The following is a 25,949-nucleotide window of genomic DNA, read 5'->3' as shown; positions in this document are numbered from 1 at the left end:
GCCCTTTCGGATTCGCTCTCAACGAACAGAGTGACCAATCCCCACTCCCCCATATTTCGAGCGTTTCGATGATACGACGGCTACTCGGCCCTCGATCGACGCCTCCGTCGTTCGATAGGGACGGATCAACTGTTCGGTGTCACCGAACGACAATATCATGATAGATCGGGAAGTTCTCTCCGGATCGGCCGCCCGTCGACACCTCTACGTATAAGTATCAGACTCCCGTCGGACGGAATACGATGAGCGACCACGGATGCGTGCTCCTCGGTTGCGGCCACCGGGGACAGCAGCACGCTCGGGCGATAGCTGACAGCGACCAACTGACCCTCGTCGCGGTCTGTGACAGGGACGCCGACCAGGCCGAATCGGTAATGGCAGAGTTCGACGTGCCGGCGTACTACACAGATCTCGACGAGGCGCTCGCGGCGGAGCGACCCCATCACGTCTCCGCCGTGACTTCGCCCCGCGGTCGCGTCGGGGTCGTCCGGGACGTGCTCGAATACGAACCGGCGTCGCTACTGATCGAGAAACCGGTCGCGAACACGCTGGGCGAGGTCGAGGAGATCGCCGACCTCGCCGACGCGGCCGAGACGCGAGTGACCGTCTGTCACCAGAAACCCTACGCGGACGAGTTCCGCACCCTGAAGGGATGGATCGATGACGGCCGTCTCGGTGAGATCGAACGGCTCGTCGGCTCGACGAAAGGCGGGCTGACGGGGCAGGGGACGCACTTCCTCCACGCGCTCGACTGGTTCGTCGATGACGAGCCGACGGCCGTCCGCGGGTTCGCCGAGGGGCCGGTCTCGCTCGATCCCGCGGCGAACCCGTGGGTCGTCGACCACGCCGAACCGGAGGACACGGCGATCGAACTGAGTTACCCCGACAGCGTCCGTGGGTACGTTCATCTCGGACCGGGCGCGCCCGACGTCCCCGCACAGGCCGGCACGTTCTGGTACGAGTTCAGGATCGACGTCATCGGGACCGAAGGCCGCGGTGAACTCGTCCTGGGGGACCACGCGAGCGGCGTGTTCGCCGACGGGACCGAGCACGTCGAGGCGCGCGACTTCGAGGAGGATTCGTACATGACGCGGCGGTTGTACGACGACCTCGCGGCGGTGTTCTCGGGCGAGCGCGACTCGCACCCGGCGGGCCTCGAGAGCGCGGTGGCGGTCCACCGGACTGTCGACGCCGCGATGCGGTCGGCGCTCGACGGTCGGACGGTCGCACCGAGTGAGCGACCGCTCGCGGTCGGCCGGCCGACGACCGAGCGACTCCGGCGCCATCTCGTCGCGCGCCGACCGGTGTCCGTGGCGAGTTCGCTGTTCGGCGACTGCGAGCGGGACGAGGCGTTTCGCGCGCTTGCGGACCTCGGAGTCACGCGCGTGAACCTCTGGTCGGTGCCGGGCGTCGCGTCGCACTTCGATCCGGCGGACGACGTCGAGGTAGTCCGGCAGGACCTCGACGCACACGACCTCTCGGCCCCGGTCGTCTCCGTCGGCGGCACGGACGCTGTCGAGCGGATCCGGTTCGCGAGCGAACTCGGTGCGGATTCGGTCGTCTTCGACGGGCACCCGGGCGAGACCGAGGCGTTCGACGTAGACACGCTCCGAACGCGACTCGACGCAGCCGCGGAACACGATCTGACTGGCGCGCTGGTCCCCGGTATCGGCGTTCCGGCCTCGCTCGACGAACTGACGGACGTCGTCGCCGAACTGGACAGCGACGCGGTACGGGTCGCCGTCGCCCCGCCGACCCTCTTGCGGGCTGACGAGTCCCCCGCGGCGGTGCTCGCGGCGCTCGGCGACCGCGTAGACGGTGTCTACCTCTGGGACGCGGAACCCGGTCCCTCACGGCAAGCGTCGAGAGCGTGGTGGGACCGAGCCGACTCGCAGGTCCCCGGCGGCGGTAGCGGCGTCGACTTCGAGGCCCTGCTCGACGCGGCGGGAGACGAAGCCCCGAACGCGGAACAGATACTCCGGTACCACGGAGTCGGCGACTGGGACGTCGACCGGGTCACGGGGTCTATCGCGAGGGGATTGCGCGTGATCGAGCGGACCCGTCCCTGATCGAGCGACACACTTACTATCGTGGCCGTGGGCGTGCGATTATGGAGCCGACGGAGGCAACGGAATCAGTGTTGGGCGAGACGAACATCCACCTCGACTTCCACACGCCGGCCTTCCAGCGGGAGGTCGGGAAGGACTGGGACGCCGAGGAGTTCGCCGCCACGCTCGCCGAGGCGAACGTCGACAGCGTCACATTCTTCGCGAAGGGCTGTCACGGTAACACCTACTACGACTCGGCGGTCGGGCCGAAACACCCGAACCTCGACTTCGACATGTTCGGGGAGGCCGTCGAGGCGTGCCACGACCGCGACATCGGCGTGCTCGCCTACTACACGGTCGCCTGGGACAACCTGCCGGGCGAGGCCAACCCCGACTGGTACCAGCGCGACGGCGAGGGGAACAAGCTGAACGCCGAGACCCGCGAGGACCGCTGGGAGTACCTCTGTCTCAACTCGCCGTACACGGAGGAGGTCATCCACCCGCACGTCCGCGAGATCCTCGAGTACGACATCGACGGCTTCTGGTTCGACATCCTGCTGTACCACGAGGACGCCTGCACCTGCCGCTACTGCAGCGAGAGCATGCGCACGCTCGGGATGGACCCCGACGACCCCGAGGACCGCCGGCGCCACCGCGCGAAGGTCTGTCGCGACTTCGCCGACCGGACGACGAAACTGGTCAAAGACCACGACGAGGACCTCGTGGTGACCTACAACCATCGGCTCGGCCTCGGCCTCACCGCCGACCTCTACGACACGATGGACTATCTCGTCATCGAGAGCCTCCCGAGCGGGTGGGGGTACATGCACACGCCGATGCACGCGCGGTACACCCGCAACTACGACCGCCTCACCCAGGGCATGACCGGCGCCTTTCACAAGGTCTGGGGCGATTTCGGGACCGTCAAACACGAGAACCAGCTGAAGTACGAACTCTCTACGTCACTCATCCACCACCTGCCCGTCAGCGTGGGCGACCAGCTCAGACCCCGAGGCGTCCTCGAGGCGTCCAAGTACGACGTCATCGGCGACGCCTTCGAGTTCGCCAAGGAGCGGAAGCTCCCGCAGGCAGACCCGCTCCGCGACGTGGCCGTCGTCTTCCCCGGCCACCACGACCCGGCGGGGCAGCAGGCCTCGATGGACCCCGACAACCCCGAGATGAGCGCGCAGGGCGCCGTCAGCGCGACCAAGTTCCTCGCCGAGACCCACCAGCAGTTCGACGTCCTGGACGAGCACTTCGCGAACGACCGTCTGTCGGAGTTCGATGTCGCGATTCTGCCCGACACCGGCCCGCTCGACGCGGAGACGCTGGACTCGCTCCGCTCGTTCGTCGACGACGGCGGGAAGCTCGTCGCGACGGGAACGGCGTCGCTCTCCGAGGACGGGTTCGGCCTCGGTGACGTGTTCGGCGTGACCACTCGGGGGCGGCTCCCCTACACGACGGCGTACCTCGATCCGGGCCCCTACGCCGACGGCCTGCCCGACATGGAGTGCGTTTCCTACGGACCGTTCCAGTCGATCGCGACGGACGAGGCGGAGGCCCGCGGAACCGTCGTCGCCCCGACTACCGAGCGGTCGGAGACTCGCCGGTTCTCCCACTACCAGGCCCCGCCGGAGCGGCGACTCGACGTGCCCGCGATCACCCACAACCAGTACGGCGACGGCGAGGCAGTCTACGTCGGGACGAACCTCTTCACGCAGTACTACCAGGAGGACTACCACGGCCACCGCCGCCTGCTCGACAACCTGGTCACCGACTTGCAGGACGAACGGGCGCTCGCGGCCGACGCACCGTCCAGCGTCGAACTCAACGCGATGACGACCGGCGACGCGACCTACCTCCACGCCACGAACTACCACACCTCGCGCGCCGGCGAACCGATCTCACAGATCACGGAGGTACCGCCGCTCTCGGACGTGACGGCGACGGTTCGCGTACCGGACGGATCGGAAGTCTCCGCGGTCACCGACGTCGCCGTCGACGCGGAGACCGACGGCGACCGCGTCCACGTGACCTTCGACTCCGTCCGACTCCACGAGATAGCGAAAATCGAGTAGGCCGGCGGACGCGCCCTCCGGCCCGATTCTCCGACTGATCGTCGCTGCTATTCGTCGGGCCAGGGATCGAGGACGACCTTGCCGCACTCCCTGGTCGCCTGCGTCTCGAAGGCTTCCTGCACGTCTTCCAGCGGGTAGGTATGGGTGATGAACTGGTCGAGTTTCTCGGGCACGTCCCGGATCACCTGGAACACGTCGGGGATGTGTTCTTCGGGGTAGTGCCACTGGCCGTGGATGGTGAGGCCGTTGTACACCATGTCGCCGCCGGCGTCGAGTTCGACGCCCCCGCCGTCGGCGACGAACGTCGCCTGCCCCCGACGCCTGACCGTGTCGATCATGAACTCCTGGGCGGCGGGGATCCCCGAGCAGTCGACCGCCGCGTCGACGCCCGACCCGTCGGTCAGGGCAATCACCTGCTCCAGCGCGTCGTCGTCGGTCGGGTCGACGACGTGGTCGGCGCCCAGATCCCGCGCGAGGTCGGCGCGATAGTCGGTAGGTTCGACGCCGATCACCTCGGCGTCCCGGTAAGCGGCGTTGATGACGCCACCGAGCCCGACCGGGCCGAGCCCCGAGACCAGGACGGTGTCGTAGGCGTCGACGTCCATCCGCTCCATCGCGCCGAAGGTCGGTCCCAGGCCGCAACAGGCCATGCTCCCGTGGAGGTACGAGACGTCGTCCGGGATCTCGGCGAGCAGCCAGTCGGGTTTGAGGTGGTACTGCGCGTACGTCGCCTCGCCCTCGCGGGAACCGGTCTCGGCTTCGACGTCGAGTTTGTCTTCGCAGTAGAGGTGCTCGCCCGACCGGCAGTGCCAGCACTCGCCGCAGGAGTACAGCGGCGTCGCGACGACGCGGTCGCCCACGTCGAAGCGGTTCGGCTGGGCGACGTCGACGACTTCGCCGGCGGCTTCGTGGCCGAGATACGACTGTTCGGTCCCCTCGCTGAACGCCTTGTGCTCGGTGCACATCGGCGCGGCGCGGACCTTGATCTTGACCCAGTCCTCGTGGGGGTCGGGGTCCGGCGCGTCGACGACACCTGCCTCTCGTTCGCCCGAAATGACTGCGCGTTGCATGCGCCCCGTTATTTCCCACGCGCTCATAAAACTGCTCCGCCTGTCTTCCCGTCCGGTCTCTCGTTTCCGTCGGACCTGTCGCCGGTGACCGGGAGGCCACCGATGGGTTTTATTCCGACGGGGACAGTCTCGACCGGTATGGCGTACGACATCGGCGTCCAGATCTACACGTACCGCGACTTCACGATCGACGAGGTCTGCGAGGAACTCGCCGACACCGACGTGACGGCTATCGAACTCATGGACACGCACCTGGCGCCCGACGCGGACGAATCCGCAGTCGACGAGGCGCTCACCGCGCTCGACGACGCCGGCATCGAGGTGCGGGGCTACTACGGCGGGTCGTTCGACGCGGACGGGCTCGACGACGCCCGCGAACGGTTCGCCTTCGCCCGCGAACTCGGCGCCGACTACGTCTCCTGTGACTTCCCGCCGGACCTCGCCGACACGGTCGCCGAGGTCGCCGCCGAGCACGACCTCCTCGTCGGGGTCCACAACCACGGTCCGGGCGCGCGCTACCAGACGATCGAAGACGTTCTCGCGGCCGTGGAGGACTCCCCCGACCGGGTCGGCGCCTGCGTCGACACGGGGCACTTCCTCCGGATGGACGAACACCCCGACGAGGTCGTCCCGGCGCTCGGCGACTACATCCACGCCGTCCACGTGAAGGATTTCGTGGACGCGGAGACCGAGGTCGTCCCCGAAGAGGGCCGCCTCGACCTGGCGGAACTCGTCTCGCTCCTCGACGAGCACGCCGACCTCACGACGCCGCTCACCATCGAGTACGAGGCGGATTTCGAGGATCCGACCCCTGCGGTCGAGCAGACCGCCCGGCGCCTCGTGGACCTACAGCGATGAGCACGGCGCCGAAGTCTTCAAGGCCCCCTTCCCCGATATAGCTGGCATGAACGCGCCGTCGAAAGATACTGACCGGTACTTCGAGGAGGTCGAGGAGGGCGAGACCTACAGCGTCGAAGAGGTACGCACGATCACCGAGGCGGACATCGTGAACTTCGCGGGTATCTCCGGTGACTTCCACCCGCTCCACATGAGCACGACCCACGCCGACGACACCGACTTCGGCGAGCGCCTCGCCCACGGCAACCTCGTGTTCTCGATCGCCGAGGCGCTCATCGCGGACATGAACCCCAAGGCCTTCTCCTACGGCTACGACGACCTCCGGTTCGTGCGGCCCGTCCCGATCGGGACGACGCTCACGGTCCACCGCGAAGTCGTCGAGACGGAAGAGTACAACGAGGACCTCGGCCGCGTCGTCTACGAGTACGACGTCGAGAACCAGGACGGCGACACGGTGCTGTCGTGCCGCCACATCACGCTCTGCGAGAAACGCGACGCGGACGCGTAGTCACTCGCGGGTGAACTCGCGTGCCGCCGCTGCGGCCTGCTCGACGGCCGCTTCGGGCGAGCGTTCGCGGTCGACGACCGCCGAACGGACCATGTCGTTCAGGACCTCGTTCAGCTCGGTGAACTCGGGGATCCGCGGCAGGAAGTTCACGCCCGACGTGTTGATCTCCTCGACCATCGAGTAGAACGTGTTCGTCCGGAGGATCTCGGGGTCTCGCCACGTGGAGAGCCGCGTACCCGAGGCGCCTTCGAGCGTCGTGACCTTGTCCATCTCCGCGGTCGAGGCGTGGCGTACGAACTCGTAGGCGAGGTCCTTGTGGTCGCTGCTCGCCGGGACGGTGAGCCCGTACAGTACCGTCAGCGACGTGTGTTCGCCTTCGGGGTCGTCGGCCCGCGGGATGATGCCGTAGTTGGTCCGTCCGAACACGGGCGCGTCTTCGACCTCGGCCATCGCGCCGAACCCCGACCAGTTCCACATCATCGCGGCGTTCCCCTCGGCGTAGAACTCGCCGGACTCGACGCTCTCCATCTCCAGCGACTCGGGGGGCGCGACCTCGTGTTCGTGGATCAGGTCGTGGTAGTACTGGAGCGCCTCGACGCCCGCATCGGAGTCGAAGGCGACGTTCCCGTCGTCGTCGAACACCTCCCCGCCGCGGCTCCAGAGGTGGATGAGCCAGTCGTAGACGTCGTTGTGTCCGTCGGGTTTGGCCGCGACGACGGTTCCCCAGAGCCCTTCCTCCGGTCGGGTGAAGAACTCGGCGACCTCCAGGAACTCGTCCCACGTCCTGGGGACGTGGAGCGGCCTGCCGTGTTCCTCGCGGAACCGGCGCTGCTCCTCGACGCTCTCGAAGAGGTCCTCGCGGTAGTGGAAGATCTCCGGGCCGTCGTGGTACGGGACGCCGTAAGTCCGGCCGTCCCAGCGGACGAGTTCGCGCATGCTCTCGGCCCAGCCGTCCGGCCAGTCCGCCGGCGGCGAGGCGTCGATACGGCTGTCGAGCGGTTCGAGCAGTCCCTGCTCTGCTACCGCCGGGAGCCAGTCCGAGAGGCAGAGGAACAGGTCGTAGGTCCCGTCGTCGAGGCCGCCGTCCTCGATCAGTTCCTCGTGGATCTCCGGGAGCGGACGGTGGTCGCGTTCGAACTCGACGTCGTACTCCTCGGCGAACGACTCCATCTGGCGGTCCAGCGCGCGTTCGAACCCCTCGAAGGGACGACCGACGAATCTGAGTGTCGTCGTCATGGCCGTACGATGAACGGTAATCGACAAGAAGATTGTGCCGAGGGCGTCACTCGGAGAACAGCGTCGTCCGGTCGGCCTTCCCGGAGTGCGTCTCCGGGATGGACTCGATGAACTCGATGTCGCGGGGCACCTTGTGGGCGCCGAGCCGCTCCCTGACGTGCTCGCGCAGTTCCGCGGCGAGGGTTTCCGACGGGTCGTGACCGTTCGTCAGCCGCAGGTACGCTTTCACTCGCTGGCCGCGTTCCGGGTCCGGGACGCCGCCGACGACTGCCGCCGCCACGCGCGGTTCCTCGGTGAGCGCCGACTCGACTTCGAGCGGACTCACCCGGTAGCCGGACGTGATGATCAGGTGGTCCTTGCGACCGGCGTGCCACAGATAGCCGTCCTCGTCGCGTCTGGCCAGGTCGCCCGTCCGCATCCGGCCGTCGTCGAAGAACTTCGCGTCGGTCGCTGCCGGGTCGTCCCAGTACTCGATGAGCGTGACCGGGTCGGGTGGCTCGACGACGATCTCGCCGAGCTCGCCCGGCGGCAGCGGGTCCCCGTCCTCGTCGACCACGGCGACGTCGTGTCCGGGGTAGGGTTTCCCCATCGACCCCGCCCTGGCCGGGAACGTGGTCTGGCTGTTCCCGACGAGCATGTTCGCCTCGGTCTGGCCGTAGGTCTCGTTGACAGTGACGCCGAGTTCGGACTCGCTCCACTCGAAGACGGCCGGTAGCAGTTTCTCCCCGCCGCACATGACGACGTCGAGCGATCCGAGGTCGCGACCCGCCGGGTCGGTCTCCGAGCGCATCCGCGAGAGTGCGGTCGGCGGGAAGAACGCGTGCGTCACCGACTCGTCCTCGATCCGGTCGAGGGCACTCGACGGGTCGAACCCCGTCCGTCGCTCCGTCGAGAGGACAGTTCCGCCGGTGGCGAGCGTCGGAAGCACGACGTCGAAGAGCGCGCCGGCCCACGCCCACTCCGAGGGCGTCCAGAGGAGCGCGTCGCGGTAGTCGGCGTCGTCGAACAGGTGAAAGCAGTAGTGATAGCCGGGGAGCGACCCCAGGAGGTAGCCGTGGCTCTGGAGGACGCCCTTCGGATGACCGCTCGTTCCGGACGTGTAGAGGATCACGGCTGGGTCGTCGACCGACGTCCGTGCGGCGGGCGTCGACCCATCGCCGCCGACGACCGCTTCGAGCCCACCGAGCGCCCGGAGCGGCCCCGTGTAGTCGCCCGACCCGGGGGTCACAGTCACGACGCGTTCGGTGACGGCCGTCGCATCGTCGGGCAGCGCCGCCGCTCGTTGCGAGTCCAGAAACAGCGTCTGGACGTTGCAGTCCGTGAGCTGGTAGCGAACCGTGTCCTGGCCGAGCAACATCGAGAGCGGCACCGTGACCGCGCCACAGCGGTACGCGGCGAGATGAACGACCGCGTGTTCGGGACACTGCGGGAGACACACGGCGACGCGGTCCCCAGATTCGACGCCGTTTCGCTTCAGATCCACTGCGAGCGCGCTCGCGGCGCGTTCGAGTTCTCCGTACGTGAACTCGTGTCGGTCGCCGTCTTCCTCGACGTGTCTGATCGCCGTCCGGTCGGGGTCGTGGTCGAGCGCGACTGAGGCGATGTTGTACGTCTCCGGGATCCGCCACTCGAAACCGTCCCAGGCGTCCGGGTCGGCCTCGTCGCTCGGTCCGGGAAGATCGTATCCGCTCGTCATGCGTCCAGCACGCGTTCCAGCGTTCGGGCCACGTAGTACGTCGTCCAGATCAGTTCGTCGTCGACCGCGTAATCGCCGGGGCGGTTGAAACACCCGTGACGGACGGCGCCGACGTTCGGTGCGTCCGGGTCGGTGACGAGGTAGTCGTCGACCAGCGACGCCAGCACGGTTCGACCGTACGCCCGGAGGTCGGCGACCGACTCGTCCCTCGGGTCGAGCCCGAGGAGTCCGTAGGCGACGAGCGCGGCGGCGCTCGTGTCTCTCGGCTCGTCGGCCCCACTGACCGCGAAGTCCCAGTAGGGCACCTCGTCGGCCGGCGAGTTGTCGCGGTAGTACCCGACGGTCAGTTCGAGCGCGTCCAGATACCGCTGGGCGCCTGTTTCGGTGTACGCGCGGCAGAGCCCCGCGACGTTCCACCCCTGCCCCCGCGCCCAGCAGGTCTCGTCCGACCGCGCGAGTTCGTTGTACTGGCGCTCCAGTTCGCCTGTCTCCGGGTCGAAGACGGCGTGGTGCCACGTCGACCCGTCCGCCCTGACGTACCAGTCGAGGTGTCGGTCGGCGTGTGAGACGGCGACGTCGCGGAACGTCGGGTCTCCTGTCTCGTCGTACGCTCGCCACAGGACAGGCAGCGCCGTGTAGATGTTGTCGACCGCGCCGATCTGCGCACCGGACGGGCCGTGGTCGGACTCCGGTCCGCGGAACTCGTCGGGTCCCTTGATGGCCAGTTCGCCGAGCGGGATCTGTCGTGCGCCCTCGTGGTAGTACTCGACCATCGCGTCGGCGCCGGTCAGGCCGAGCCCGAACAGCGACCGGTCGCCCGTCCGGTCGTACCCTCCGAATCCGGCGTATCGAAAGTTCATGCCGCAGAACATCGACTCGCGTGGCATGTACTCGTCCATTCGCTCCGTGTGATCCCGCGCTGCCGCCCGGAGTTGGTTCGCGGGTTCGCCCGAGAGACGGTCGCTCGCCAGGTGAAGCAGTCCGATCCAGTGGCCCCCGCACCAGTTCCCGTCCGGCGTCGTCGTCCACTCGCCGGTCTGGGGGTCCGCTACGTACGGGAACTCCCGTCCGACGGCATCGTGGGTCGTGCGAACGCGTTCCACGATCGCGTCAAGGGCGGCTGCTGGATCGATGCGGTCGTCCTGCATACGCCTCCATTCTGGCGGGGACCGTTATGAATCCATGGGCTCCGGCGGGACTTCGGCCGCGACCGGACGGAATGCTGTGACGCTTCTGCGTCGCGTGACCTGGACAGTGTGCTGTCCGTGCCACCGGTAGTTACTTGTTCAGTCGCCGAGCAGGCCTGTGCGAGTATGTCAGATACAGCGATGTCGTACACGAAACTCGGAGACACGGGGCTGGAAGTCTCACGGCTCTGCCTCGGGTGCATGAACTTCGGCGAGCCCACGAACGAAGCCGACAGCATCGACATCATCGACCGGGCGCTCGACGCCGGGATCAACTTCATCGACACCGCGAACGTCTACAATGACGGATATAGCGAGGAGATCGTCGGCGAGGCGCTTCAGGGTCGCCGGGACGAGGTCGTCCTCGCCACGAAGGTGTTCGGCGGGATGGACGACCGGCCGAACGGACAGGGGCTCTCGCGCAAGCACATCCTCGAACAGGCCGAGGCGAGCCTCGACCGTCTCGGCACCGACTACATCGACCTCTACCAGATCCACCGCTGGGACGAGACAACGCCGATCGAGGAGACCCTCTCGGCGCTCGACTGGCTCGTTCAGGAGGGGAAGGTCCGGTACGTCGGCGCGAGCACGATGGCCGGCTGGCAGTTCATGAAGGCGCTCAAGACCAGCGACGAACTCGGCCTGGAGCGGTTCGTCTGCATGCAGCCCGAATACAGCCTGATCCGCCGCCACGAGGAGGCGAACCTGCTCCCGGTGTGCGAGGACCAGGACACCGGCGTCATCCCGTGGTCGCCCCTCGGCGGCGGCTTCCTCACCGGGAAGTACGAGCGCGACGGCGCGCCCGACGACGCCCGCTGGGCCGACGACTCGCCCGCTGACCGCTGGAGCGACGACGAGTGGGACGTCCTCGACGTCGTCCGCGACCTCGCAGAGGAAAAGGGCGCGACGCCCACCGAAGTCGCGCTCGCCTGGACGCTCCACAAAGACGTCGTCACCGCGCCGATCATCGGCCCGCGGACGATGGAGCACCTCGAATCGAACCTGAACGCCCTCGACGTGGACCTCTCCGAGGCGGAGATCGAACGGCTCGAAGCCCCGATCGACCCGTCGTGGGCGCCGTAATTCGGCCGATCGGCGTGGCCTGACCGCGACCCGTTCAGATACCCGGGTCGGTCCTGGGTTCGGACGAAACCGCCGGAGGCCGTCCACTCTGGAAGCCCCAGGCCGACTACCGGAGTACAAAAATTTAAGGACCAGAATAGAGTGTCATGCGTATGGATCAGGCGCTCGAAGACGTTACTATCGCAGACTTCACGCAGATGATGCAGGGGCCCTGGGCGACGCAGAAACTCGCCGACATGGGGGCCGACGTCATCAAGATCGAGCGGATCGGCGGCGAGTGGGAGCGAACACTCCACGCCGGCGGCGAACTCCTCGACGGGGTTTCCCCGTTCTTCCTCGCGATGAACCGCAACAAGCGCAGCGTCGAACTCGACCTCAAGAGCGACGAAGGCCAAGAGGTCGCGCTGGACATCGTCGCCGAGGCGGACGCCCTCGTCGAGAACTTCCGCCCCGGCGTGATGGACAAGTTCGGTCTCGGTTACGACGATGTCCGCGAAGTCAATCCCGAGATCGTCTACGTCTCGGCGTCCGGGTTCGGCCCGGACGGCCCCTACGCCGGTCGCCCCGGGCAGGATCTGCTCCTCCAGGCGATGAGCGGCCTGGCGCAGAACACGGGCCGGAAAGACGACCCGCCCACCCCCGTCGGGACTGCCATCGTCGACGAACACGCCGCATCGCAGATCGCCTTCAACACGATGGTCGCGCTCTTCCACAAGGAGCGGACCGGCGAGGGCCAGCGCGTCGACACGAACCTGTTGAACGCCTCGATCGACTTCCAGTGCCAGGAGATCACCGCCTCGCTCAACCTCGACGTGGACTTCGAGCGTTCCGAGGAAGGGATCGCCCAGGCGTTCCTCGGCGGCCCCTACGGGATCTACGAGACCGCGGACGGGTACGTCGCCATCGCGATGACGCCGATGGAGGCGCTGGTCGACCTCTTCGAGGACGAACGGTTCACCGAGTTCGACACGCCGAAAGACCAGTTCGACCGTCGCGACGAGATCAAGCGACTGCTCGAATCGTACACGCGGGAGTACGCGACCGACGACCTCCTCGACCTGCTGCTCGACGCCGACGTGTGGGCGGCGCCGGTCAACGACTTCGACGCGCTGGCCGAGGACCCACAGGTCGACCACAACGACATGCTCGTCGACATCGAACATCCCGGGGGCGGCGAGTTCACGACCGTCGGGGTCCCGGCCGACCTCTCCGAGACACCCGGGCGCGTCGAGACGCCGCCGCCGAGCCCCGGCGAACACACCGAGGAGGTGCTTACCGAGTTCGGATACGACGACGAGCGGATTCAATCGCTCCGGGACGCTGGCGTCACCGGCGAATCCCTGCAGACGAGCACATCCGACGACTGACGGCCGCTGTCAACAGCGATCTCGGCGTTCGGCCTTGAACGGTAGATCGGCCTTTCATCGACCAGTCGGGCAGTCGTTCGTATTCGCCGAGTTTCCCACATCCGAAGTCAATCTAAATTTGGGCTATTATTGTATGTTAGTTTTAAAAAATGGTAAATACTGTGGTTGTTATCTCGCGACCACGGTATGCAGCGAGACACCAGCGGTAAGAGCACCGAACAGAGCGTGATCGACCGACGGACGGTCCTGAAGGGCGTCGGCGCCTCGGCGGCGCTATCAGGGCTCGCGGGCTGTACCCTGTCGGGCGGAGGGAGCAATCTCAAGTACTGGAATATCTGGACCGGCGGGCCGCAGAAGAACATCACAGTCGACGTCGCTGACGACTTCACGAGTCAGACCGACCAGGAGGTCGAGTTCGCCCGGTACAGTTTCAACGACTACCGGACGCAGATCCGCAACGCGATCACGACCGAGGAGGCGCCGGACATCTTCTACACGTGGGCGGGCCCGCCCCGGCTCGGGCGGTACGTCGAGAACGGGCAGGCCATCCCTATCGAGGATCACGTCGATTCGTCGTTCTTCGACGATTTCTACGACGCTGCGGTGCTCCGCGGTCGGTTCAAAGAAGGCGATATGATGAGCTGGCGGAACCCCGACGGGAAAGTCTGGGGGATCCCCATCTCGACGCCCCCGCTCCCGATCTGGTACAACAAGAAGGTCGTCGAGGAAGCGGGGATCGACCCGGAGAGTCTGAGCCACCGCACCGACATCTCGATGTCCGAGTTCAAGGAGCTGTGCCAGCAGGTGCAGGACAACACCGACAAGACCCCGATCATGCTCGGGAACAAGAACCAGTGGACCGGGGGCCACTTCACGACGTTCGCGTTGGCGAAGGCCATCGGGGCAGAGGAGTTCAACGACCGGGCGTACCTCAAATCGGACGAGGGTTGGAACACAGAACCGCTTCGACAGGCGCTCTCGGAGGTACAGAGCCTGTTCACCGACGGGTACGTGAACGAGGACGCGAACGGGATCTCCAATTCGGAGGCTATCAACGCCTGGATCGTGCAGGACCAGGGCGCGTTCCTCCACCAGGGGTCGTGGATCACCCAGACGATCGCCAGTGTGACGGACGACGACTTCCCCGGCATCCCGGAAGCGGTCGACTACTTCTGGCCGCCGTACTTCCCCGACATCTACGAGAACGGGAAGAACGAGCGCTTCTACATGGGGGACTACGTCCACGCGATCAGCCAGCGCGCCGAGCAGCGTGACAACCTGGAGAAGAGCGTCCAGATGTACGAGATGCTCTATTCGAAGAGCACGATGAAGCAGTGGCTCCTCGAGGCGAACCAGCCGATCACACACAAGGGGGCCTGGGACGAACTCGAGAGCGAGGGGAAACTGGACCCGGTCCACGAGACGCTCCGTGCGGGGCTCGACCAGGCCGCGGACGCGGACGCGACGTACGACCCGTTCGACCTCGCGTTCATGCCGGAGCCGACCTCGACGCTCCTCTCGGACACGCAGGAGTTCATGTCCGGAGACCTATCCCCCGAGGAGGTCCTGGTCAACCTACAGGAAGTCACCGAAACGGCGATCGAAGACGCGAGAGACGACTGACTGATCATGAGCACACGAAACGTACTCTGGGAGACTCGGGAGCGGATCGCCAGTCAGACGAGCCGTCTCGGGCTCAAGCGACACTGGTGGTACATCGGTCCCGTGCTCCTGTTCTATATCCCGTTTTTCATCTTCCCCACCGGAGGCCTCTTCGGACTTGGGTTCTTCGAGTGGACGGGATTCGGCTCGCTCGAGTTCGCCGGGATCAGTAACTACGTGACGGCCCTGTCCGACCCAGTCGTGTACACGGCGATCTGGCACAACGTGCAGATCGCGATTATCGGTCTCGTGTTGAACTTCACGCTCGGACTGGGGCTCGCCATCGCTATCAGGAACGCCTACGGTCGGTTCCGGCAGTTCTTCCAGACGGCGTTCCTGATCCCGATGGCGATGATGCCGGTTGCGGTCGCGTTCGTCTGGGGGTTCATCTACAATCCCTCGTACGGTGTGATGAACCGCTTCCTCGCGATGCTCCCGCTCATCGACTGGCAGCCGCTGTGGCTGGCCGACCAGAGTCTGGCGCTGTACGCCATCATCCTGGTCGGCACGTGGCAGTGGACCGGGTTCAACGCCGTCATCTGGCTCGCAGGCCTCGAGAACATCGAAGAACGCCTCTACGAAGCCGCGCGGATCGACGGGGCGAACCGATTACAGATGTTCCGGTACATCACGATGCCACAGCTCCGGCCGATAGCGATCTTCGTGTTCATCTTCTCCCTGATTAGCTCGTTCCGCGTCTTCGGGTACTACTGGGTGATGACCCGCGGGGGCCCCGGCCACGCGACCGAAGTGATGGTGACGTACATCTACAAGATCGCGTTCATGGAGCAGCAACTCGGCGCCGCCGCAGCGCTGAGCGTCGTCCTGTTCGCGATCACGCTCGTCGTCTCGCTCGTGAACTTCTATCTCGGTACCGGGAGCGGGACCGGCGGGACCGGAGGTGTCGCGTGATGAGCACGGACACGCCGCGGTTCGGTCAGGCGCTTCAGTCCGATTTCGACACCACGAAGCTGGCTCTCACGCTGGGGCTGTTCTTCCTGGTCGGCGTCACGTTCTTCCCGATCTACATCCTGCTGACGCTCCCGTTCAAGAGCAGGAGCAAGATCTTCTCCGCGCCGCTCGCGCTCCCAGAGACGCTCGATTTCAGCCGGTTCGTCACGGCCTGGAACGTCGGCGGATTCTCGCAGTACTTCATGAACAGTCTCATCGTGGTCTCGGTTAGTCTGGCCGCCATCATCGTGATCGGCGCACTGGGCGCGTTCGCGCTCGTCCAGTTCGACTTCAGAGCCGAGCGGTTCACGCTGTTGTTCCTCATCAGCGGACTGATGATCCCGACGCAAGTCCTCATCATCCCGCTGTACTCGATGATGAACCAGCTCGGCCTGCTCAACAGTTTCTACAGCCTCTTTCTGGTGTATATCGCCTTCGCGATGCCGTTCTCGGTGTTCCTGATACGCCAGTTCTTCCTCGGGATCCCCGACTCGTACTCGGAGGCGGCGCGCCTGGACGGCTGCTCGGAGTTCCAGGTGTTCTGGAAGATCTACCTGCCGCTCGCAGCGCCCGCGCTGGCCGCGCTCGCCATCTACCAGTTCGTGTTCCTCTGGAACGAGTTCCTCTACGTCCTCACGTTCATCACGCAGGACGCCCACCGGACGCTCCCGGCGGGCCTGCTCGCGTTCCAGGGCCGACGCGCCAACGAGTGGGGTCTGCTCTTCGCCGGCGTCATCATCTCGGTCCTCCCGACGGTGATCTTCCTGGCGATCTTCCAGCGACAGTTCATCAGGGGCGTCACGATGGGGATGAAAGGTGAATAGACGGATGAACGCCACGGTACCACGAACGACAGCGACCGCAGTTACCCAGGTAGATCAGACATGGCAGAAGTAGACATCAGATCGCTCACGAAGCGCTTCGGAGACGACGGAGGTATCGTCGCAGTCGACGACCTCGACCTGACGATAGAGGACGGGGAGTTTCTCGTCCTCGTCGGACCGTCGGGGTGTGGCAAGTCCACGACGCTCCGCTGTATTGCCGGCCTCGAGGGCGTCACGGAGGGCGACATCCGACTCGGCGACGAGTCGATAGTCGACCGCGGGCCGGCCGACCGGGATATCGCGATGGTCTTCCAGAACTACGCGCTCTACCCGCACATGACCGCGCAGGAGAACATCTCGTTCGGGCTCCGCATGTCCACGGACATGTCCGAGGAGGCGATCGAGGAGCGCGTCGAGGACGCCGCGGAGACTATGGGCATCGACGACCTGCTCGACCAGCCGCCCGGAGAACTCTCCGGCGGACAGCAGCAGCGCGTCGCCCTCGGCCGTGCGATGGTCCGGGAGCCCTCGGTGTTCCTGATGGACGAGCCGCTCAGCAACCTCGACGCGAAGCTCCGGACCCAGATGCGGACCGAACTCCAGAACCTCCACCAGCAGCTCGGCGTCACCACGGTCTACGTGACCCACGACCAGACGGAGGCGATGACGATGGGCGACCGGATCGCTATCCTCAACGGCGGCGAACTCCAGCAGATCGGGACGCCACTGGAGTGTTACCACGAGCCGGCGAACCTCTTCGTCGCGGGGTTCATCGGGTCGCCGAGCATGAACACCTTCACGATGACCGTAGCGGGCTCGACGCTCCGGAACGACCTGTTCGAGTACGAACTCCCGTCTGAGGCGCTCGACGCGGTCGAAGGCACCGACGAGGTCGTCCTCGGCATCCGCCCCGAGGACATCCAGTTCGCCGACCCGGACGCGGTCAATACGGTCACGACGTCGGCGTCCGTCGTCGAACCGCTCGGCGACGTGACCTACGTCTACTTCGAGCTGGGCGACCAGACGTATCCCGCCAGCGTCGACGGCGACATCATCGTTCGCGAGGGCGACGAGGTGACACTCGCGTTCCCGCAGGACCGTATCCACCTCTTCGACGCCGCTTCGGGCGAGGCGATCAAACACCGGGAGCGTGGCGCGACCGCCGTCAACGTAGCGAAGAGCGACTGATCCGGAGACTGTCCATCAGTTGCCGGATCCCGGTTAACCGAACGGCAGTCACGAGCCAGGCGGTCCACATTCGGGCGGTCACGGTGTAACAGTCGGCGGTATTTTCTCCCCCATCTAGACGCTTCGAGGCCATGGACCGCGCGGTCGACTACCGCTGCGCACCAGCCGTCGTACCTCGTTCCACTGGGACGGCGAAGTGCGCGAGAATGGAAGGGCGCGCGACGAAACTGCTCCCGGCGTCTATCGGCTCTCGCCCGACCGCCGAACGGTGGCGCTGTCGCTGTCGTAGCCGGGGCTGCTGTCGATTACTCGTATCGCATTCGGATCCGTTCGACGTGTCGCTCTCGGCCGGTCTCGCGGAGGCGCTCGCAGTACGCATCGAGGTCGACCGACCGCGTCGTGTGAAGCGGACCACCCTCGGCGACCACGGTCCACAGCGGGTCCGTGACGGCGTCCGGCGAGTCCGGGTTCCCTCCGTTCCGCCCGTGCGCGGCCTCGTCGAGTCGCTCGGCGCGCCACTCCCCCAGGATGCGCATCCCCTCCGCGACGACTTCGGGACGCTCCCCCGCCAGGTCCGTCGTCTCGTGGGGATCTGCTTCGAGGTCGAACAGCATGGTCTCGTCGAGGTCCTTCACGCCGGGGTCGTAGATCCGCACGAGGTGCCAGCGGTCCCAGCGCACGCCTCTGCCGGCGACGTGGGCTCCCTGACTGACGACGACGTGGTCGCGGCCCGTGTCTGCGCCGTCCACGACTGCCGGAGCGAACGACTCGCCGTCCCAGCGCTCGGCGGGCTCTCCGCCGACGAGGTCCAGAAGTGTCGGAGCGAGGTCGACGTTGTAGTGGAACCCTTCGTCGACGCCTGCCTCGACGCCGGGTCCGTCGACGATCAGCGGCACGCGACAGGTCTTGTCGTCGGGTGTCTGATGATCGCCGTAGACGTTGAGTTCGCCCATGTTTTCGCCGTGGTCCGCGGAGACGATCACGAGCGTCTCGTCGCGAACGCCCTCGGATTCGAGCACGTCCAGGAGCCGGTCGAGGTGATCGTCCATGTAGCGGATCCCGACGTCGTACCCGTCGACGAACGTCTCGAAGTCCTCGCGGGAGGCGATCTCGGTGGGCTCGCGCGGCGTGTCGGGATTCGGGCCGAAGTCGAGCAGGTCGTGGGCGCTGTGGGGACCGAACCCGTCGTAGTGCTCGCGGATCGTCTCCTCGTCCGGCCACGCGGGCGCCGGGTCGTCCGCGAACGGGAACCCGTACTCCTCGGGTGTGTCGTAGGGGATGTGCGGGTCCCAGAAGTTGACGTGGAGGAACCACCCCTCCTCCGCGGCGTGGTTTTCGAGCCACTCCTCGGCGTACGGCGCTATCACGTCCGCGCCCTCCTCGCCGTAGCCGCCTGTATCGTGCCACGTCTCGAAGCCGTCGAGGACGTGCCAGGCCGAGTGACGACTCGGGAAGGGACTGACTGACACGGTGGTGAATCCCTCCTGTCGGAGCGCCTCTGGGAGACTCCTGAACTCGCCGCTCGTGCGGAACCACCGCTGGTCGCCGAGCGAGCGCGGGTCTGCGGTGAGTCCGCCGTGGTTGACGGCGCCGGTGTGAATCCCGAACCGCCCGGAGAACAGCGCCGTTCGCGAGGGGAGACAGGGTGCGTCCGAGACGTAGTAGTTCTCGAACCGCATCCCGTCGGCGGCGATGCGGTCGATCGTCGGGGACGTGTCGCGGTGGTAGCCGTAACAACCGAGATGGTCCGGTCGCAGCGAATCGACGTCTACGTACAGGATCCGATCCATACGGCTTTGCTGGAGTGAACGGGCGATAAACGTTTGTCCGGACAGTCCCCCTCGGTGGTTCCGTTTGACGCGTCGAGGCCGCAGCGCCGTCTGGCACTGGCGTTGGTATCTGGAGCCGACCCTCAGAAGCGGAGCCGAAACCGGAACGGGGAGGCCGACACGACTGGTGGCACAGACCGAGTGGCCTCCGCCAGTTCCAGATCCACGCCGGGCAGGTTCCGGACCGCCTGCTGGTACCGGCCGGGAAGAACCCGACTTCCATTCCGGTGTGGGCCGTGGCAAGTTCGATCGACGGGATAGCGTCGATCTCTGACAGCGACTCCGCACGCGGCTCGGTGCCGGGTACGGTGGGGTCTATTGGCAGACTGTACATCGTCCCATCGCGGACAGGGACGAATGAGAATTCATCAGCAATCCACATATACTTTCGGCCGAACCCGGGCCGTCTCACCACCAATCTTTTTGATACTTCGAGCTAGTCTCCCACGTATGGACGTAGGAGTCCTGACCGTAGCACTCGGTGGCGAATCGATCGACGACGCGTTCGCGTACCTGGCCGATCAGGGCGTTGACGCTGTCGAACTGGGCTGTGGCGGGTTCGTCGGCGACGACCACCTGCCGCGCGAGGAGTATCTCGACGACGACGAGGCACAGGCGGAACTGCAGGAGTTGCTCGACGAGCACGACCTGTATATTTCGGCACTGGCGACGCACAACAACCCGCTCCACCCCGACGAGGAACGGGCCGCTCGCGCCGACACGGAACTGCGCGAAGCCATCGAACTCGCGGATCAGTTGGGCGTGGATGCGGTGACGACGTTCTCGGGACTGCCCGCCGGGAGTCCCGCGGGCGAGGTGCCCAACTGGATCACCGCGCCGTGGCCCAACGAGCACCACGAGGCCCACGAGTACCAGTGGGAGGTCGCTGAAGAATACTGGTCGGAGATCGGAGAGCACGCGGAATCACACGGCGTCGACGTCGGTATCGAGATGCACCCGAACATGCTGGTGTACGAGCCGACGGGCATGCTCGAACTCCGTGACAGGACCAGCGATAGGATCGGCGCGAACTTCGACCCGTCGCACCTGTTCTGGCAGGGCATCGATATCACCGAGGCCATCCGCTTCCTCGGCGAGGAGGACGCGATCCATCACTTCCACGCCAAGGACACCAAGGTGTACGAGGCCAATAGCCGCGTGAAGGGCGTCCTCGACACCGAGCCGTACACCGAAGAACCCGACCGCTCGTGGCTATTTAGATCGATCGGCTACGGCCACGGCGAGGAGTTCTGGAAGGACGTGGTGTCGACGCTGCGGATGATCGACTACGACGGCGCCCTGTCCATCGAGCACGAGGACTCGCTGACCTCGCCCAACGAGGGCCTGGAGAAAGCCATCGACGTCCTCCAGCGCTCCGTCTTCGAAACCACCCCCGGAGACGCATACTGGGCGTGAGGTGATCGAGATGAGTGATCCACTCTCCGTCGGCGTCCTCGGCTACCGGTTCATGGGCAAGGCGCACGCCAACGCGCTGGCGCGTCTGCCGATGTTTTTCCCCGAAGCACCAGAAGTCGAGCGCGAGGTCGTGGTCGGCCGCGACGAGGAGGCGCTCGCGGAGGCCGCCGAGCGGCTCGGTTTCAACAGGTACGCGACCGACTGGGAGGACGTCGTCGAGGAGGTCGACGTGTTCTACAATCTCGGGCCGAACAACGTCCACGCCGACCCCTCGATCGCCGCGCTGGAAGCCGACACGCACGTCTTCTGCGAGAAGCCGCTCGCGCACACGCTGGAGGACGCCGAGCGGATGCGCGACGCCGCCCGCGACTCGTCGGCGACCGCTGGCATCGCGTTCAACTACCGGTTCATCCCCGCGATCCAGTACGCCAAACAGTTGATCGACGCGGGCGAACTCGGCGAGATCCACCACGTCCGCGGCCAGTATCTCCAGGACTGGCTGGTCGACCCCCAGGCGCCATGGAGCTGGCGCAACTCCGAGGACGTAGCGGGTTCGGGCGCGCTCGGGGACCTGGGCGCCCACACGATCGATCTGGCCCGATTCCTCGTCGGCGACCGCGCCGGCGACATCAGCAGGCTGTCGGGGCAGCTTCAGACGTTCGTCGACGAGCGGCCCGTCCCCGGCGGCGACGAGGGCTCGCTGGAGAGCGGCGGCGGTGACAGCACCGAGACGAAGCCGGTCACCGTCGACGACGCCTACACCGCCCAGGCGGAGTTCGAAAACGGCGCGATCGCGACCTACGAGGCCTCACGGTTCGCCACCGGCTGCAAGAACGACCACAGCGTCGAGATCAACGGCTCGAAGGGCAGCCTGAAGTTCTCGCTCGAACGGCTGAACGAACTGGAACTCCTGCTCGAAGGCGACCGGGGGTTCCAGACGGTCAACGTGACCGACCCCGAGGACCCGTACATCGACCACTGGTGGCCACCGGGCCACGTCATCGGCTGGGAGCACACGTTCGTCCACGAGAACTACGAGTTCCTCTCCGCTGCCGCGGCCGGCGAGGACCACTCGCCCTCCTTCGAGGAGGGCTATCGCGTCCAGGAACTGCTGGCGGCGATCGAGGAATCCGACGCGTCCGGCGAGTGGGTCGACGTCTGACCGGTTCGGTTCGCTCACCGCGCTGACGCTCCTCTCCTTCCGCTTCGCTACTCCACCGTTCCGACTCACTCTCGCAGTCTCCCGGGCGGACCGACGGAAGAATTATGGGCCGATTGGCCGACGCGTGCGGTATGGGTTCACCGACCTACGACTTCGAGGACGAGACAGTTGTGATCACCGGGGCGAGTTCCGGCATCGGCCGGGCGACCGCCCTCGCGTTCGCAGACGCCGGCGCGACGGTGCTCAACGCCGACGTCCGCGCGGAACCGAAAGACGTGGACGCCTCGACGCCGACCCACGAGGCGATCCGCGACCGTGGCGGGACTGCGGAGTTCCTCGAGACCGACGTGACAGACCCCGCCGAGGTGGAGGCGGTCGTCGAACACGGTCGCGAGTACGGCGGCGTGGACGTGATGATCAACAACGCGGCGATCACGCTCGGCAAACCGATGCGCGAGGTGACGCCTGCCGAACTGGACCGGCTGCACGCGGTGAACGTCCGCGGCGTCTTCTTCGGCTGCCAGGCGGCCGCGGTCGACATGCTCGACCGCGACGACCCCGGCGTCGTCCTCAACACGGCCTCGATCAGTTCCGACCTCGCACAGGGCGGGTCGGTCCAGTACGAGGCGACCAAGGGCGCGGTGAAGATGATCACTCGCGGGGCGGCCCTCGAGTTCGCCGACGATGGCATCCGGGTGAACGCCGTCGCGCCGGGGCAGATCGCCACCGAGATCGTGGACGGGTGGACGGAGGGAGCCGAGGAGGTAGCCGAGACCGACGAGGGGATCAAACCGGTGCCGCTCGGCCGCGCCGGGCGACCGGCCGACGTCGCGGCGGCGTTTCTGTGGCTCGCGAGCGACGCGGCCGCGTACACGACCGGAGAACTGCTCCACGTCGACGGCGGCTGGCAGGTCTGTTAGGCGAGGAGCGTCCCGTCGCGGTACTGTCGGGCGAGGAGTCCGGCTACTCCGCCGACGGGTGCGGTGAGTACGAACGCCGCGGCGAACGGGGCACCGACCAGCAGCGGGACGACGAGCAAGAGGTAGCCCACCGGCGGCGCGGATCCCTGTGTGAGTGCGACTCCAGAGGCGACCGCACAGTAGGCGACGTAGAGTCCGACGAGCCCCAGCGCTACCGCCGCGAGCGCGTTCGTGAGACTCTCTTCCCAGCGACCACCGGTGAGATACCCCGCGGCGAACCCGCCGATCAGACCGCCGAGGTATCTGAGGGCGCCCCAGCCGTCGCCGGACAGCCAGACGCCGATGAGCTCGAACACGCCGCGCTGGACGGTCTCGTAGGGGATCGCCGCGGTCGCTCCGAGCGCGACGGCGGTCGCGAGTGCGGTGACGGCGCCGCCGATCCTGACGGGCCGTCGGTCGAAGAGTGACATCTGTGAGTGGGTGAGAACGTGTGTCGCCGAGCGATCAGAGGGAGACGTACTCGCCGGTCTCGGCGGATTCGTAGACGGCGTTCATGATCCGCATGTCGGTCAGCCCGTCGTGACCGTCGGGTTCGGGCGATTCACCCGTCGAACGACAGTGAGCGAAGTAGTCGACCTCTTCGCGCACTTCGTCGAACGCGGCGCTCTCGTACTCGAGTCGGTCGCCGTCCCGCTCGACGGTGAGCGTCCGGCTGTCGTTCGTGTCGAACGCGGGGTCGACCGTGATCTGCCCCTCGGTCCCGAGGATCCGGAGCCAGTTCGCGCCGTGTTCGGCGAAACTCGACGTGAACGAGGCGGTCACCGCGTCGGGGAAGGTCAGCTGGAAGGCCGCGTGTTCGTCGCGGGCGCGGTCGAACTCCTTGTCCGGCGTCAGCGCCTCCCCGGCCACCCGCTCCGGGTCCGAATCGAGGAGGAAGCGCGCGGTGTTCAGGGGGTAGACGCCGATGTCAGTCAGCGAGCCACCGCCCGAGACCTCGGCGTCGCGACGCCACTGCCCGGGGAGGCCGCCGACGAGGTGGTAAGCGAACCCGCCGTGAAGCTGGACGGGATCGCCGATCACACCCTCGCGCAGTAGCTCTCGGACCCGACGCATCGTCGGGTCGAACTGCATCCGGTAGGCGGTCATGAGCGTCACGCCCGCGTCCTCGCAGGTTTCGACGAGTCGCTCGGCGCGCTCGACGCTCGCCTCCATCGGTTTCTCGCAGACGACGTCTTTCCCCAGGTCCGCGGCGGTCTCGACGACGTCGAGGTGCTCGACGTTCGGCGTGGCGACGAACACAGCGTCGTACGAGTCGGCGCCATCCCCGTCGTGATACGCCTCGTAGTCGATCGTTCGGACCGAGCCGCCGCAGTGCTCGCCCGCGAGTCGCTCTGCGGTGTCGGCGGACCCGCTCACGAGCGCGGTGGTCTCGCAGTAGTCCGAGTCGGCGACGGCAGGCAGGACGAAGTTCTCCGCCCACCAACCCAGTCCGACGATTGCCAGTCGCGTCGTCTCCACGTCATCGGTCGTCTGCCAGTCTCGTCGCTCGAGCGCGTCGAAGTCGATGTCCATTGCAGTCGTGATGGGTGCGTGAACCAACATATAGTTTGGCGTGGGAGGGCACTCCCCGAGCGCCCGCGGCAGGCCTGGACCACGTCTTCGGACCGCGACTGGACGCGGTTCGATCGGAGGGAGCGCGATCGGACGGAGCCACGATCGGACGGGTCCGGCGACCGTTTCCGGATGTGATCGACCCACAATCTTTATCCTGCATAGTGCTGGGAGTACGAGTATGAAGTTTGGCGTGATCGGTTGTGGCCGCGTAGCCCAGATGATGCACCTCCCGCACCTGAACGAGATCCCGAAGGCCGAGATCGGCGCGATCGCCGACCCGGCTCCCGAGGTCCTCGACGCGATCGGCGAGCAGTACTCGGTCGATCGTCGGTATTCCGAGAGTTCCGAGCTGATCGAGGACGCGGCCGGTGAGCTGGACGCGGTCGTGATCGCGGCGCCGCCCCAGACGCATGCCAACCTCGCCGTCGCCGCGCTGGAGGCTGGCCTCCACACGTTCGTCGAGAAACCGCTCGCGCTCTCCGTCGAAGACGCCGACCGGATGGTCGAGGCGGCCGAGGCGTCGGACGCGACCGCGATGGTCGGGTACATGAAGCGCCACGACCCGACGTACCTCGAGATGCAGGACCGCGTCGACGACCTCGAGTCGGTCAACCGCGTCGTCGGGACGCTCGTCCTCGGCCAGCACGACGAGGTCATCGAGGAGATGTACGACCTGGCGGCGGGGGACCCACCCGAGGAAGTCATCGAGGAAAGCGGGCGGGCGTGGTCCGAACAGATCGAGCAGGCGCTCGGGACCGACGACCCGGACCTGCAGCGCTACTACTCCTCGCACCTCGGCGCGTCGTGTCACGACATGAGCGCACTCCGAGGGCTGTTCGGCGACGTCGAGCGCGTCGAGTACGTCGACATCTACAACGACCTCGACGTGCTCCTGGCGGTGTTCGAGTTCGAGGGCGGCGAGAAGTGCGTGTTCACGTCCTCGTTCAACGAGCGCAAGGAGTGGGAAGAGTTCGTCCGCGTCGAGACGCCCGAGGAGACGATCACCCTCGAGTTCACGAACCCGTACCTCCGGAACGACCCGTTCACCATCACCACCAAGCGTGGGAAATCGAGCATCGAGACCGAATCCGTCTCCGCGTCCTACGAGGAGAGCTTCAAGTGCGAACTCGAGCACTTCATCGAGTGCGTCGAGACCGGCGGCGACGTCCGGACGACGTTCCAGGAGGGGCGCGACGACGTGGCCCGGTTCGTCGACCTATTCCGTCGCCACATCGACGCCGAGTGACCGGCC

The 25,949-nt window shown here is 66.4% G+C and carries 21 protein-coding genes; 14 read left to right on the top strand and 7 right to left on the bottom strand.

The genetic code is table 11. From position 1 onward, the window contains the following. Positions 1–242 precede the first annotated feature (242 nt). On the top strand, positions 243–2,069 hold the full coding sequence (locus tag ACMGFE_RS15605; RefSeq protein ID WP_436926156.1) for a Gfo/Idh/MocA family oxidoreductase: 1,827 nt from the start codon (positions 243–245) through the stop codon (positions 2,067–2,069). A 68-nt stretch (positions 2,070–2,137) separates the two neighbouring features. Continuing rightward, on the top strand, positions 2,138–4,126 hold the full coding sequence (locus tag ACMGFE_RS15600; protein ID WP_436926155.1) for an alpha-L-fucosidase: 1,989 nt from the start codon (positions 2,138–2,140) through the stop codon (positions 4,124–4,126). Between the two features lie 47 nt (positions 4,127–4,173). Here ACMGFE_RS15600 and ACMGFE_RS15595 read toward each other — a convergent pair whose 3' ends face one another. Next, positions 4,174–5,196: a zinc-dependent alcohol dehydrogenase gene (locus ACMGFE_RS15595; protein WP_436926154.1), complete on the bottom strand. Its 1,023-nt coding sequence runs from the start codon at positions 5,194–5,196 to the stop codon at positions 4,174–4,176. 138 nt (positions 5,197–5,334) lie between these two features. On the opposite strand from ACMGFE_RS15595, the gene ACMGFE_RS15590 reads away from it, so the two are divergent. Both ACMGFE_RS15590 and ACMGFE_RS15585 read left to right on the top strand, forming a co-directional pair. Beyond that, positions 5,335–6,054, top strand: coding sequence for a sugar phosphate isomerase/epimerase family protein (locus ACMGFE_RS15590; RefSeq protein ID WP_436926153.1), 720 nt, complete (start codon positions 5,335–5,337; stop codon positions 6,052–6,054). 46 nt (positions 6,055–6,100) lie between these two features. Next, entirely contained in the window at positions 6,101–6,562 is a 462-nt protein-coding gene (locus tag ACMGFE_RS15585) for a MaoC family dehydratase (protein WP_436926152.1), read from the top strand. Here ACMGFE_RS15585 and ACMGFE_RS15580 read toward each other — a convergent pair whose 3' ends face one another. The 3 genes from ACMGFE_RS15580 to ACMGFE_RS15570 are packed head-to-tail and all read right to left on the bottom strand — an operon-like array spanning position 6,563 to position 10,642. Continuing rightward, complete coding sequence (locus ACMGFE_RS15580) at positions 6,563–7,798, bottom strand: ABC transporter substrate-binding protein (protein ID WP_436926151.1); 1,236 nt, start codon at positions 7,796–7,798, stop codon at positions 6,563–6,565. 46 nt (positions 7,799–7,844) lie between these two features. Continuing rightward, entirely contained in the window at positions 7,845–9,494 is a 1,650-nt protein-coding gene (locus tag ACMGFE_RS15575) for an acetate--CoA ligase (protein WP_436926150.1), read from the bottom strand. Next, complete coding sequence (locus ACMGFE_RS15570) at positions 9,491–10,642, bottom strand: glycoside hydrolase family 88 protein (protein ID WP_436926149.1); 1,152 nt, start codon at positions 10,640–10,642, stop codon at positions 9,491–9,493. The genes ACMGFE_RS15575 and ACMGFE_RS15570 overlap by 4 nt, the downstream gene beginning before the upstream one ends. Before the next feature lie 180 nt (positions 10,643–10,822). On the opposite strand from ACMGFE_RS15570, the gene ACMGFE_RS15565 reads away from it, so the two are divergent. The 6 genes from ACMGFE_RS15565 (at position 10,823) to ACMGFE_RS15540 (ending at position 17,756) form a co-directional block, all read left to right on the top strand. Then, a complete protein-coding gene (locus ACMGFE_RS15565; protein ID WP_436926390.1) occupies positions 10,823–11,764 on the top strand; it encodes an aldo/keto reductase in 942 nt (313 codons plus the stop codon). Positions 11,765–11,916: 152 nt separating this feature from the next. Continuing rightward, entirely contained in the window at positions 11,917–13,131 is a 1,215-nt protein-coding gene (locus tag ACMGFE_RS15560) for a CaiB/BaiF CoA transferase family protein (protein WP_436926148.1), read from the top strand. Between the two features lie 186 nt (positions 13,132–13,317). After that, entirely contained in the window at positions 13,318–14,754 is a 1,437-nt protein-coding gene (locus ACMGFE_RS15555; protein WP_436926147.1) for an ABC transporter substrate-binding protein, read from the top strand. 6 nt (positions 14,755–14,760) lie between these two features. Further along, a complete protein-coding gene (locus ACMGFE_RS15550; RefSeq protein WP_436926146.1) occupies positions 14,761–15,705 on the top strand; it encodes a carbohydrate ABC transporter permease in 945 nt (314 codons plus the stop codon). Beyond that, a complete protein-coding gene (locus tag ACMGFE_RS15545) occupies positions 15,705–16,568 on the top strand; it encodes a carbohydrate ABC transporter permease (RefSeq protein WP_436926145.1) in 864 nt (287 codons plus the stop codon). The genes ACMGFE_RS15550 and ACMGFE_RS15545 overlap by 1 nt, the downstream gene beginning before the upstream one ends. Before the next feature lie 60 nt (positions 16,569–16,628). Further along, positions 16,629–17,756 carry an ABC transporter ATP-binding protein gene (locus ACMGFE_RS15540; RefSeq protein WP_436926144.1) on the top strand — a complete coding sequence of 376 codons (1,128 nt, stop codon included), beginning with the start codon at positions 16,629–16,631 and terminating at the stop codon, positions 17,754–17,756. Positions 17,757–18,061: 305 nt separating this feature from the next. On the opposite strand, the gene ACMGFE_RS15535 is transcribed toward ACMGFE_RS15540, so the two are convergent. Beyond that, positions 18,062–19,546, bottom strand: a complete 1,485-nt coding sequence (locus ACMGFE_RS15535; protein ID WP_436926143.1) for a sulfatase family protein — start codon at positions 19,544–19,546, stop codon at positions 18,062–18,064. Between the two features lie 489 nt (positions 19,547–20,035). Here ACMGFE_RS15535 and ACMGFE_RS15530 point away from each other — a divergent pair, with 489 nt between their 5' ends. The 3 genes from ACMGFE_RS15530 to ACMGFE_RS15520 all read left to right on the top strand — a co-directional run bounded on the left by ACMGFE_RS15530 (position 20,036) and on the right by ACMGFE_RS15520 (position 23,083). Continuing rightward, positions 20,036–21,001, top strand: coding sequence for a sugar phosphate isomerase/epimerase family protein (locus tag ACMGFE_RS15530; RefSeq protein ID WP_436926142.1), 966 nt, complete (start codon positions 20,036–20,038; stop codon positions 20,999–21,001). 10 nt (positions 21,002–21,011) lie between these two features. Continuing rightward, a complete protein-coding gene (locus ACMGFE_RS15525; RefSeq protein WP_436926141.1) occupies positions 21,012–22,163 on the top strand; it encodes a Gfo/Idh/MocA family protein in 1,152 nt (383 codons plus the stop codon). Between the two features lie 131 nt (positions 22,164–22,294). Next, entirely contained in the window at positions 22,295–23,083 is a 789-nt protein-coding gene (locus tag ACMGFE_RS15520; protein ID WP_436926140.1) for an SDR family NAD(P)-dependent oxidoreductase, read from the top strand. On the opposite strand, the gene ACMGFE_RS15515 is transcribed toward ACMGFE_RS15520, so the two are convergent. Together ACMGFE_RS15515 and gfo6 are read right to left on the bottom strand one after the other, a co-directional pair. Continuing rightward, a complete protein-coding gene (locus ACMGFE_RS15515; RefSeq protein ID WP_436926139.1) occupies positions 23,080–23,553 on the bottom strand; it encodes a hypothetical protein in 474 nt (157 codons plus the stop codon). The genes ACMGFE_RS15520 and ACMGFE_RS15515 overlap by 4 nt on opposite strands. Positions 23,554–23,587: 34 nt before the next feature. Next, on the bottom strand, positions 23,588–24,655 hold the full coding sequence (gene gfo6 / locus ACMGFE_RS15510) for a D-xylose 1-dehydrogenase Gfo6 (RefSeq protein WP_436926138.1): 1,068 nt from the start codon (positions 24,653–24,655) through the stop codon (positions 23,588–23,590). Positions 24,656–24,875: 220 nt separating this feature from the next. On the opposite strand from gfo6, the gene ACMGFE_RS15505 reads away from it, so the two are divergent. Further along, positions 24,876–25,943 (top strand): Gfo/Idh/MocA family protein, encoded by a 1,068-nt coding sequence (locus ACMGFE_RS15505; RefSeq protein WP_436926137.1) that lies wholly within the window; start codon positions 24,876–24,878, stop codon positions 25,941–25,943. The last annotated feature ends 6 nt before the right edge of the window (positions 25,944–25,949 follow it).

Source organism: Halosimplex amylolyticum (assembly GCF_051414035.1).
In the GTDB taxonomy this organism is placed as follows: domain Archaea; phylum Halobacteriota; class Halobacteria; order Halobacteriales; family Haloarculaceae; genus Halosimplex; species Halosimplex amylolyticum.
Note: the sequence above shows the minus strand (reverse complement) of the source record. Positions and strands in the feature narration are given on the sequence as shown.